Below are 11,857 nucleotides of genomic sequence, written 5' to 3' on the forward strand. Positions count from 1 at the left end.
TTAAGATAGATGTAAGGATAATTGCGGCAACAAATGTGGATCTTATGAAGCAGGCCAGGACAGGGAAATTCAGAAAGGATCTTTTCTACAGAATAAGCGTCCTGCCCCTTATGGTGCCTCCTCTCAGAAAGAGGGGGAATGATGTACTGGAGATATTTGAAAAGATTGCCGGTGACAGGGGAGAAAAGCTTGTATTTTCAGAAGAAGTGGAGAAATTTTTTGTTGAATATTCATGGGAAGGGAATGTGCGGGAAGTGAGAAACTGTGTTGAGTATCTCATAAACCTTGGGAAGGATATGATCTATGTGGAAGACCTTCCCGAGAGCATGAAGCTGGCATCCCTTCTTGACGGAAATGACATGGGAATGCAAGTGGATGATGAACCTGTGAAATTCGCCTCGGTCCATGAAGGTGTGGATGATGACATGGAGATCCTCAAGATACTGTACGACAAAAACAGCAGGAATATAAAAATAGGAAGGAAGCAGATTTCAGATGAACTTAGGAAAATCAACATATTCCTGGGTGAGCAGGAAGTGAGGAACCGCCTTTTAATTCTTCAGGACAAGGGAGTTGTTTTAATTGGAAAGGGAAGGGGAGGGACTAGAATAACTCCCTCCGGCATAAGTAAACTGAAGGAAAGTACCGCGGGGAAGAGTCGAATGGTATAAAATGGACTTCCCTTAGTAGTAGTGGAAGAAAACATCGCAACAATTGTAACAACTGTATTAATTGTATCAACAAATACAATTAATACAGTTGTTTTTTATATATTTAAATCCTTAGATAGAATATTCATCTAAAATATTCAAGAATAAATATTTTTTATTATTGTTAAAACTTTCAGAGCTACCCGGTGGAAGGTGTCGAGAAGAATATGGAAAATAAAGAGTAAGATATTTTATGTAAGTCGTTGTTTTTGGCATAACGTTTGCATTATAAGAGTACAAGAAAAATATTTTAAAAACGGAGGAGAATTTAAATGAAAAAATTCAGTAGAATAATAGCCGTGCTCACAATAGTGGCAATGATGTTGGGGTTGACCGTAGGATGTGGTCCCAAAGCCGAGACTGAAGCACCTGTAGAGAATGAAGTAACTGAAAATCTTGACCCGGCTGACAAAGTACCTGCAATCAACTTCTGGATTCAATCTCAGACAAAAGATCCATTGAGATATGAATCGGCATTAATGATGGCGGACAGCTGGCAGGATCTTGGATTTGAAATCAATCTTGAAACAAGAGAATGGGCTACAATGTCTGCAGAAGGAATGAAGGCACACGAGCATGACATGTTCATAGTAAAATGGGGTGGAAAGCCGGAGAGAGTTGATCCATTTCACTGGTTGTATTCAATGCATCATTCAATAAATGCTGATGAAGGTGGTTACAATGTAGCCGGATACATGAATACTGAATACGATGCACTTGCCGATGAATTTGCATCAAATTTAGATCTTGAAGCAAGAAAGGCGGCAGCTGTAGAAATGCAATCAATACTTGCAAATGATGTTCCACAGCCTCCTATGTTCAAGCTTAAGCTTAAGAATGCATACAACAAAGCCAAGTTTGCAAATATTACACCAGGTGTAGGTCTTGGAGTATACAGCTTCTGGAACTTCATGAATATTACACCTTTGACTGATGACAAAATTCTTACACTAGGACAGACAACTGATATTCAGCTTCTTAATCCATTGGCAACAAAAACAGGACAGGATATCTATATGCTTAAGAATATCTATGATCCACTTGTAAGACTTGACGTTGACGGTAATGTTGTACAATGGCTTGCAGAAGACATCAATGAAATCGATGGAACACATATTGAAATAACAATAAGAGACGACTTCAAGTTCCATGACGGAGAACCTCTTACAGTTGAAGATGTTAAGTTTACCTTTGATTTTGCAAAGGAAGTCAACTCACCTACATATGCAGCACATGTAAGAAGTATAGAATCTGTTGAAATCACTGGCGAAAATACTGTTCTATTTACACTCACAAACACATATGCACCTTTCATTTCAAACACATTGTCTCAATGTTTGATTCTTCCGGAACATATCTGGAGTAAGGTATATGAGGAAAAGGGAGCAGAAGGAGCACTTACGTGGGAAAATTCTAGTCCAATAGGATCAGGTCCATTCGTATTTGAATACTGGAGACCTAACGAAGAATTTTCACTTACAACAAACAAGGATTACTTCATGCAACCTAAGATTGACGGTATCCTTAGAATACCTTATTCACAGCAGCTTGGTCTTGTACAGTCACTTATAACTGAGGAAATAGACCTTACTTCAAACAACATGAAGCCTATAGACCTTGAAGAAGTTGCGAAAAATGAAAATATTGAAGTCATTGAACTTGTAGACGAAGGAAGTTATATCCTTCACTTGAACCTTAGAAAGGCACCGTTTGATGATGTAACAATCAGAAGAGCACTTACTTTGGGAATACCAAGACAAAAAATAATAGACGTTGTATTTGACGGCGGAGCATTGAAGACATTCTCAATGGTATCAGAAAGCAATAAATTCTGGAATAATCCTGATGTTGAAAAACTTGATTATGATTTTGAAGCTGCTAGACAAGAGCTTAAGGATGCAGGATACAGATGGGATGCTGAAGGAAGACTTTATTATCCTGAGAACTTCACACCTCAAATGCTGTATTAAGAATAAGAAACAATTGGCCGGCAGGATAAATATTCTGTCGGTCGGTTTCAAACCAAACACTTTTGAAACGGATTGGAGAAAATATGAGATTAGCAAAGTATATTTTAAAAAGACTTATTTTAGCGTTTCTTACGCTGATGATACTTGTATCAATAGTATTTTTCATGTTCAGGGTAATTCCCGGAGACCCTGTCAGTATGTTTATAGATTCGGGACTTGACCAGGAATCCCAGGAACTCATGCTTAAACTTTATGGACTGGACAAGTCATTACCTGAGCAGTACATTATCTACATGAAGGGACTCTTCCAGGGAGACTTTGGAAATTCATTCACCTATGGAAAGCCAGTACTCGATGTAATAGGGGAAAGATTCCTCAATACTTTAGTTCTTACCATTACCTCACTGATAATTGCATATTCTATAGCAATATCCGTAGGAAGTTACCTTGCATGGCACAGGAATTCTAAGATAGATATCATAGGTACCATACTTGCCCTAGTAGTAAGATGTGCTCCAGTTTTCTGGACAGGAATGATCCTGTTATCCATATTTTCATTCAACCTTAGATGGTTGCCTCTTGGAGGAATGGTTAGCAGTGGTACGAATTTTGAAAGTTTCTTCGACAAAATTTTCAGTATAGACTTCCTGAAGCACCTAATTCTTCCAGCTACGGCATCGGCCCTATATTCAATGGCTACACCAACCCTAATGATGAGAACATCAATGCTTGAGGTAGTAAAGGAAGACTATATAGAGCTTGCATATGCCAAGGGAATACCCGACAAGAAGGTCAGAAGAAAGCATGCAATGAGAACCGCACTTCTTCCCGTAGTTACAATGTTTGCAGTTGCAGCGGGAATGGCAATAGGCGGATCCGTACTTACAGAGACAGTATTCAGATGGCCTGGAATGGGAAGGGAAATAGTTCTAGCAGTAGGTTCAAGAGATTATCCAATGGCGCAGGGTGCGTTCCTCTGTATAGGGTTTGCAACAATAATGTTCAATCTTCTTGCAGACATACTTTATGCATACCTTGACCCAAGGGTTTCGTTGGACTAGGAGGAATATAAATGAAAAATTTAATAAAACTTTTCAAGAAAAACAAAACGGGAGTAGCGGGATTCATAATATTCATATTCTTCATACTTGTTGCAATATTTGCAAATCAAATTGCTCCCTATGACCCTATGGAAATACAGTTTTTCCAGGATGGCGGTGTAAAAAGACTTCAGTCTCCTTCTATGGACCATTTGCTTGGTACAACATATATGGGAAGAGACGTATTTTCACAGATGATAATCGGATCAAGGGTGGCAGTGCTTGTTGGAGTAATATCGGCAGTATGTGTGGCCTTCATTGGAACGAACATTGGTCTAGTAGCAGGATATTTCGGAGGCAAGGTGGACAGGATACTCATGGGTATAGTCGATGTAATGTATGGACTTCCATTCCTACCATTTGCACTGATACTTGTATCGGTACTGGGACCTGGAGTTCAAAACGTAATACTTGCAATAGTTCTAATAACTTGGCGTAACTCTTCAAGGGTTATCCGTTCGCAGGTGTTGTCACTTAAAAACAGGACATTCATAGAGGCGGCCAAGCTCAGCGGAGCAAGTGACAAAAGAATTCTATACAAGCACATAGCTCCAAATGTCATACCTATATCATTGATCTATGTATCAACATCAATGGCAGCAGCAATTATGACTGAATCAAGCATCAGCTTCCTGGGTCTTGGGGATCCATTGCAGATAAGTTGGGGACGTATACTCTTTACCTGTTATTCTTCCCAGGCAATGTTTAAAGCACCATGGTGGATTCTTCCTCCTGGTATAGCAATAACACTCCTTGTACTTTCAGGCTACCTAATGGGAAGAGCCTTTGAAGAAATTGCAAATCCGAAACTAAGGGAGAGATAAGATATGGCATTATTAGATTTAAAAAATGTATCTATAGAATACAAGCTTTCCGACGGAAAGTTGAAGGCTGTTGACGATGTTTCGCTGACTCTTGACAATGGAGATATACTTGGGCTTGTTGGCGAAAGCGGTTGCGGCAAGAGTACACTCATAAAAGGAATAATAAACCTTCTTCCTTCCAATGGAAAGATAATAGAAGGGGAAGTAATATTCAACGACGAGGTATTAAACAAGCTTTCAGTGGAAAAAATGAGAAAGAAGAGATGGAAGGAAATATCCCTTATAACACAGAGTGCCATGAATTCCCTGAATCCCGTTTATAAGGTGGGAAAACAGATTATAGAGCCAATACTAGAGCATGAAAACAAATCAAAGGCTGAAGCAATGAAAAAGGCAGAAGAGCTATTTGAACTTGTAGGTCTTGAAAAGGGAAGACTCGAAGATTATCCTCACCAGTACAGCGGTGGAATGAAGCAAAGAGCAATAATAGCCATGTCTCTGGCTCTTAATCCCAAGCTTATAATTGCAGACGAACCTACTACTGCACTTGATGTTATAGTACAATCGCAGATTCTTGAAAGAATCAACATGCTTCTAAATCAGTACGACGGGTCTATGATACTTGTTACCCATGATGTATCCGTAGTTGCCCAGACCTGTACAAAGGTTGCAGTAATGTACGGTGGAAAGATTATAGAATACGGTGATGTAATCCAGGTACTTAAGAAACCGAATCATCCATATACAATGGGTCTTAAAAATGCATTCCCGTCATTGGTTGGAGAAAAAAAGGAATTGATTTCAATAGAAGGAACTCCTCCTGACCTGTCCCAAAAGCTTACAGGATGCAGATTTGCAGAAAGATGTCCTTTTGTACAGGAAAAATGCAGATCGGGTGAAATTGAAAAGACTTCAGTTGAAAATGGATATTTCTACTGTGTAAGAGGTGCCGAAAGAGATGAGCTTAGAAAGCTGGCTGACACTCCTGGTACATGGGAATCTAAAATATAGGAGAAATGTATTATGGATAATAATATCAGAGTAATAGAAACAAAGAATCTGAGAAAAGAATTCGACGTCAAGATTAAGCGAGAGGGCAAGGTGAAGGAATCTGCCACGCTTAAAGCTGTTGACGGTATAGATATACATGTTAATCAGGGAGAGACTTTGGGAATTGTTGGAGAAAGTGGATGCGGAAAGACTACCACAGCAAAGCTCCTGTTGGGACTTTATACTCCTACTGAGGGAGAAATAATTTTAGGAGACAATAACATTTCGCACCTTACAAAGAAGGAAATGAAAAACTTCAGAAGAAGGGCACAGATGATTTTCCAGGATCCTTATGAGTCACTGAATCCAAGATTCAAGATTAAGGATACCATAATGGAGCCTCTTGAAATCCATGGAATCGGCATCAACAAGGAAGAAAGATACCAAATGGCAAAAAAAATTCTGGAGGAGTCGGGACTTAAGCCTGCGGATCAGTTTATGGAGAGATTTCCCCATGAAATGAGTGGTGGTCAAAGACAACGTGTCGCAATTGCAAGAGCACTAGTACTGAGCCCGGACTTCATCATAGCAGATGAGCCAGTATCCATGCTTGACGTTTCAATAAGAGCAGGAATACTTAAGCTTTTGAGAAATATGATAACAACAAGAAATCTTGCCGGAATAGTAATTTCACATGATATTTCCCTCATAAGATATATAAGCGACAGGACGGCAGTAATGTATCTTGGAAAGATTGTTGAGCAGGGAAGTACTGAGGAAATAATTGAAAAGAGATATCACCCTTATACTGAAGCACTTCTGGAAGCGGCTCCAAATCCGGATCCGGAACTTAAATTCAGTTTGGAAAAAATAAAAGGCGAAGCACCAAATCCGGTTGATCTGCCTACTGGCTGCAGATTCCATACCAGATGTCCGAAATGTATGGACATATGCAAGAGGAAAGAGCCAAGAGAAATAGACATGGGCAACGGACACAAGGTATTGTGCCATCTCTACGGAGGTAAGGAAAATGAGTAAAGCCTTGCTGCTTGAACATATGACCTGGCCTGAACTTGACCAGATAAAAGACAAGATTGAACTTGTAATAATACCCCTTGGATCAACTGAACAGCACGGTCCAAATACCACCTTTGCCACAGACACATTGAGGGCAAGGGAAGTTGCGAAACTTGTGGGAGAAAGATATGAAGACAAGATCCTTATTGGACCTACCCTTCCAATAGGTTTGTCATATCATCACATGAAGTTTCCGGGAACTATAACATATTCCCTTGAAACATATATAAAAATCATAAGAGACATCTGCTACAGCCTCAACAGGCATGGCTTCAAGAAGGTACTCTTCATGTCTGGACATGGTGGAAACAAAAGGCCTGTACAGGAATATGCCACTGAAGCCAAGAAGGAATTCGACATGGACATATACATTATCGGAACTGGAGGAAGTCTTGTTAAGGATCTCAGTAAGGCCTATGGATTTACAGAGTTCAAGGGACATGCCTGCGAGGTGGAAACTTCACAGATGATGCTTCTTGCCCCTGAAGATGTAAGATATGACAAGCTTGAAGAAGCCAAATTCAGGGAAGAGTCAAAATACAAGAAGAAGGGGCATGCCTATGACGGAGGAATTTTCTGGGACTACAGAGAGGTTACTGAAAACGGATGTCTTGGAGATGCAAGGCTTGCATCCCTTGAATTTGGAAAAGAAATGAATGAAATGGTCATAAACAAGATATGTGAATTCATAGACCATATAATAATATAACTACAAAAATCATCATATGCAGTTATAAGAGGTGGAAAAATGGAAAAAGCGGATACCTTTAAACTTAAGGATGAAAATGGAAAAACCATATGTGACAACAGGGGAGACAAAGGCGCAAATGGCATGGTAGCCGCTGCAAAATACGAGGCTACCAAAATAGGAATAGATATAATTAAAAGAGGCGGAAATGCAGTTGATGCTGCAGTGGCTGTAGGATTCGCTCTTGGAGTTTGCGAACCCAATGCTTCCGGAATAGGCGGCGGTGGATTCATGAACATAAGAATGGGAAAAAGCGGTGAACTTGTTTTCCTTGATTTCAGGGAAGTGGCGCCGGAAGAAGCAAGACCCTCCATGTGGGAATTAAACGAGGAGGGAAAGGTTGCAAACAACGAAAAATCCGAAGGTGGAAAAGCTGTAGGAGTTCCTGGTGAAGTTGCCGGGCTTGTATATGCCTGTGAAAATTATGGAACCATGCCTATTGAAGAACTTATGAAGCCTGCTATCAGTCTGGCGGAAGAAGGAGTAGATGTAAGCGACGCTCTTGATATTGATATAAAGACATGCAGCATCAAGCTTGAGAAATTTGAAGAAAATGGAAATGCCTTTACAAAATATGACGATACAAGCAGACATATAAAGAACCCGGCCTTGGCAAAAACCCTTAGAAAGATTGCAAAGGAAGGAATAGACGGTTTCTACAAGGGAGAAATTGCAGAAAAACTGGTCAAATCCGTTGTTAATCACGGAGGATCAATGAAAATATCGGATCTGGAAAACTACAGTGTCAACAAGATAGAGCCTGTAGTTGGAACCTACAGGGGATATACAGTCATATCATCACCACTTCCAAGCTCTGGAGGAACCCATGTGTTGCAGATTCTGAACATACTTGAAAATTTCGACATGTCTTCATTTGAAGTGAATTCAGTCGAGTATATACATTTGATGTCTGAAGTATTCAAGATGTGCTTTGCCGACAGGGCAAAATACATGGGAGACCCAAGTTTTGTAAAAGTACCTGTAGCGGGACTGACATCCAAAAAATATGCAAAAAAGCTTGCCGACAAGATTGAACTGATGTCGAAAAGCCATGAATACGATCACCCCTTTGATTATGAGCCAAAGGATACAACACACTACTCAATAGCCGACAGGGATGGTAATATGGTCTCTGTAACAAAGTCAATAAGTGCATTTTTCGGTTCAGGAGTGATTCCCGAGGATACTGGAATAATGCTTAACTGCCAGATGAGATGCTTTTCTCATATAGAAGGGAATGCAAACACAGTAGGATCCGGCAAGAAACCTTTGAGCTCCATGAGTCCTACTATTATTTTAAAGGACAACAAGCCCTTTGCAGTGGTGGGATCTCCAGGAGGAAACAGGATAATAACAGCTGTTGCACAGGTCATATCAAAGCTGATAGACCATGACATGACAATCCAGGATGCCATAAATTCTCCGAGGATTACAGATGAATCCAATGAAATCATCATGTACGAAGGAAGGATTTCAGAAGAAGTTATTGAGGCTCTTGAAATAAGAGGACACAAGACACAGGAATTTTCGAACTATGACAGAAAGTTCGGCGGCGTGCAGGGAATAAGATATCTGGAAGACGGTACCATAGAAGGTGCAGGGGATCCGAGAAGAGACGGGGTTGCCATAGGTTATTAAATAATGATATGGGTGAATAATATGAGCGTAGAGATGAATAGAAGAAGTACTGGAAAAAAAGCAATGGTATCCAGCGGAAAGGGACAGGCTACGGCTATTGGAATAGATATTCTTGAAAAAGGCGGAAATGCAATTGATGCTGCAGTAGCAGTTGGATTTGCAATAGGAGTCGCAGAGCCAGCAACATCAGGTCTTGGCGGCGGTGGATTCATGACTATAAAATCAGCTGATATAGAGGATGCAGTATTTTTGGATTTCAGGGAATTCGCACCTGAAAATGCTACACCTGAAATGTGGGAACTGGATGAAAAGGGCAAAGTGGTGAACAAGGAAAATGCCATAGGAGCAAAATCTGTAAGTGTTCCAGGAGAACTGGCTGGAATGGTATATGCACTTGAAAAGTATGGAACAATGACTCTTGAAGAAGTTATTAAACCATCAATTAGGCTTGCTGAGGAAGGAGTTCTGGTTACAGACATGACTGTAAACATGCTTGAAACTTACTCTAAGCATCTCAAAAAATGTCCTGATGCAAAAAAAATCTATCTCAATGATGGAAAAGGTTTCAAAGCAGGAGAATTGCTCAAAAATAAAGATCTTGCAAAGACATTGAAGAAGATTTCAGAAGATGGGATAGACATATTCTATGAAGGTGAAATTGCAGAGGCAATAATTGAAACTGTAAAAAAAAACGGTGGCGTATTGACCCGAAAAGACCTTAAGGACTACTATGTGGAGCTTAAGGAGCCGGTAAAAGGAACCTACAGGGGATATACCATAATATCTTCGCCTCCTCCAAGTTCTGGAGGGACGCATATCATTGAAACTCTAAATATACTTGAAAACTTTGATATGGGTAGTCTGGATATCAATTCTGCAGAATATCTCCATATAATCTCTGAAGCCTTTAAGCTTTCTTACGAAGACAGAGCAAAGTATATGGCGGATACAAACTTTGTGGATGTTCCTCTAAAGGGACTAAGATCAAAGGAATATGCCAAAAAGCTGGCTGAAAAGATAGATTTGGAACAAGCTAAAAACTCTTCAAGCTATGATCCATGGACATATGAACATGATGAAACAACCCATTATTCCATAGGAGATAACAAAGGGAATTTAGTTTCTGTAACAAAGACTGTGAACCATTTCTTTGGATCATGCATGGTAGCTGAAGGTACAGGAATTCTTCTAAACGATACAATGGCAGATTTCGCAACAAGAAAATATGATGTGAATTCCGTTGACAGAAGAAAGAAGCCTTTAAGCACAATGTCTCCAACAATGATTCTCAAGGATGGAAAGCCCTTTGCAATTCTGGGTTCACCTGGAGGGGCAAGGATAATAAATGCGGTGGTTCAGGTCATATCAAAACTTATAGACTATGATATGGATATACAGGATGCAATATCCTCTCCAAGAATACACCAGAATACTTCCGATACACTCTATTATGAAGACCGTATGGATGTAAAGGAAATTGAGAAGCTTGAAAAAATGGGCCATGAGATATTCAAGAGACTGCCCTATGACAAGAAAATGGGTGGAGTACATGGAATAAAATATGAAAAAGAAGAAATAGTTGGTGGAGCCGATCCTAGAAGAGACGGCACATCCCAAGGGATATAGGTTCAGACATTGGGGACAGACCCCACTGTCTAAACGACGATTCATTTTCAGACAATGGGGTCTGTCCCTACTGTCTGGACTGATTTATTATTAGCGGAGGCTGAAATGGAGCTTTTAAGAGATACCTATGTCGAGATAAATCTTGACAGGATGAAGGAAAATATGATTTTAATAAGGGATTTTGTAGGCAAGAAAGTAGCCATTGCAGCAGTTGTAAAGGCAAATGGTTATGGACATGGAGCCCTTGATATAGCAGAAACTATTATGGAAAATGGTGGAGACTATCTTGCTGTAGCTACTCTCACCGAAGCATTGGAGCTCAGGAGAAGATACTCCCAATATGAAATATTCATTATGGGATACACTCCCGATGAATATCTTCACCATGCTGTGGACAAGGATTTAATCCAGTGCATCTTTTCCAAAAGACAGGCTGAAATTCTTGCTGAACTTGGCCGTGAAAGAAACAAGAAGCCAGTTGTCCATATAAAATATGACACAGGATTCAACAGACTTGGATACAGGGACTGTCAGCAGAGCATTGATGAAATAATTGAAATTACGAAAATGGAAAATCTTGATGTTCAGGGTATATTTTCCCATTTCGCACTGGCGGGAGATTTGGAGAACAAAAAACAGTTCAGTGATTTCATGAATGCAGCTAATAAAATCGAAGAAATAGGATTTAAGTTCAAGTACAAGCATATTTGCGACAGCATTTCCGCAATTGACTATCCTGAATTTAACCTTGATATGATAAGGCTTGGAGCAATTATCTACGGTCTTAAATCTTTCCGGAAAAACGACATAGACATCAAGCAGGTCATGACCTTCAAGACAAAGGTATATCATGTAAAGGAAATAAAAAAAGGTGAGGGAGTATCCTATAATTACAAGTGGAAGGCTGAAAGAGACAGTGTAATAGCCACATTGCCTGTTGGATATTCAGATGGTTACCCTAGAAATATGACAGAGGAAGGAATGGTTACAGTACGTGGAGAAAGAGCTCCCGTAATTGGAGTTGCTTGTATGGACCAGTGCATGATAGATGTGACAGACATTCCAGGAGTTGAAGTTGGGGATGAGGTTGTCCTATACGGAGATGGCAGTAATAATACCTTGTCCCTAGAGGAAGTATCAAAGCTTGGAAAAACAAACAAAAATGAGCTAATAG

At 40.0% G+C, this 11,857-nt stretch carries 10 protein-coding genes; all 10 read left to right on the plus strand.

The annotated features are described in order from the left end of the window. Nucleotides 1–671, plus strand: a 671-nt coding sequence (locus AC3AX0_RS00615; RefSeq protein WP_487548366.1) for an AAA-type ATPase lid domain-containing protein, incomplete at its 5' end; no start/stop codon positions are given. A 311-nt stretch (nucleotides 672–982) separates the two neighbouring features. After that, nucleotides 983–2,680 (plus strand): ABC transporter substrate-binding protein, encoded by a 1,698-nt coding sequence (locus AC3AX0_RS00620; RefSeq protein WP_487548367.1) that lies wholly within the window; start codon nucleotides 983–985, stop codon nucleotides 2,678–2,680. Nucleotides 2,681–2,763: 83 nt separating this feature from the next. Then, a complete protein-coding gene (locus AC3AX0_RS00625; RefSeq protein WP_487548368.1) occupies nucleotides 2,764–3,741 on the plus strand; it encodes an ABC transporter permease in 978 nt (325 codons plus the stop codon). A gap of 11 nt (nucleotides 3,742–3,752) precedes the next feature. Next, complete coding sequence (locus AC3AX0_RS00630) at nucleotides 3,753–4,604, plus strand: ABC transporter permease (RefSeq protein ID WP_487548369.1); 852 nt, start codon at nucleotides 3,753–3,755, stop codon at nucleotides 4,602–4,604. Between the two features lie 3 nt (nucleotides 4,605–4,607). Continuing rightward, nucleotides 4,608–5,615, plus strand: a complete 1,008-nt coding sequence (locus tag AC3AX0_RS00635) for an ABC transporter ATP-binding protein (protein ID WP_487548370.1) — start codon at nucleotides 4,608–4,610, stop codon at nucleotides 5,613–5,615. Between the two features lie 12 nt (nucleotides 5,616–5,627). Next, nucleotides 5,628–6,632 (plus strand): ABC transporter ATP-binding protein, encoded by a 1,005-nt coding sequence (locus tag AC3AX0_RS00640; protein ID WP_487548371.1) that lies wholly within the window; start codon nucleotides 5,628–5,630, stop codon nucleotides 6,630–6,632. Next, nucleotides 6,625–7,380, plus strand: coding sequence for a creatininase family protein (locus tag AC3AX0_RS00645; RefSeq protein WP_487548372.1), 756 nt, complete (start codon nucleotides 6,625–6,627; stop codon nucleotides 7,378–7,380). The genes AC3AX0_RS00640 and AC3AX0_RS00645 overlap by 8 nt, the downstream gene beginning before the upstream one ends. Before the next feature lie 39 nt (nucleotides 7,381–7,419). Next, nucleotides 7,420–9,057 (plus strand): gamma-glutamyltransferase, encoded by a 1,638-nt coding sequence (gene ggt, locus AC3AX0_RS00650; RefSeq protein ID WP_487548373.1) that lies wholly within the window; start codon nucleotides 7,420–7,422, stop codon nucleotides 9,055–9,057. 21 nt (nucleotides 9,058–9,078) lie between these two features. After that, entirely contained in the window at nucleotides 9,079–10,683 is a 1,605-nt protein-coding gene (ggt, locus tag AC3AX0_RS00655; RefSeq protein ID WP_487548374.1) for a gamma-glutamyltransferase, read from the plus strand. Nucleotides 10,684–10,788: 105 nt separating this feature from the next. Continuing rightward, nucleotides 10,789–11,857, plus strand: a 1,069-nt coding sequence (gene alr / locus AC3AX0_RS00660; RefSeq protein WP_487548375.1) for an alanine racemase, incomplete at its 3' end; no start/stop codon positions are given.

It is taken from the genome of Dethiosulfatibacter sp. (genome assembly GCF_983023055.1).

Excerpts from the sequence above, each read along its gene's own strand:
- AC3AX0_RS00620 (WP_487548367.1), top strand. The coding sequence starts at position 983 with ATGAAAAAATTCAGTAGAATAATAGCCGTGCTCACAATAGTGGCAATG.
- AC3AX0_RS00625 (WP_487548368.1), top strand. The coding sequence starts at position 2,764 with ATGAGATTAGCAAAGTATATTTTAAAAAGACTTATTTTAGCGTTTCTT.
- AC3AX0_RS00630 (WP_487548369.1), top strand. The coding sequence starts at position 3,753 with ATGAAAAATTTAATAAAACTTTTCAAGAAAAACAAAACGGGAGTAGCG.
- AC3AX0_RS00635 (WP_487548370.1), top strand. The coding sequence starts at position 4,608 with ATGGCATTATTAGATTTAAAAAATGTATCTATAGAATACAAGCTTTCC.
- AC3AX0_RS00640 (WP_487548371.1), top strand. The coding sequence starts at position 5,628 with ATGGATAATAATATCAGAGTAATAGAAACAAAGAATCTGAGAAAAGAA.
- AC3AX0_RS00645 (WP_487548372.1), top strand. The coding sequence starts at position 6,625 with ATGAGTAAAGCCTTGCTGCTTGAACATATGACCTGGCCTGAACTTGAC.
- ggt (WP_487548373.1), top strand. The coding sequence starts at position 7,420 with ATGGAAAAAGCGGATACCTTTAAACTTAAGGATGAAAATGGAAAAACC.
- ggt (WP_487548374.1), top strand. The coding sequence starts at position 9,079 with ATGAGCGTAGAGATGAATAGAAGAAGTACTGGAAAAAAAGCAATGGTA.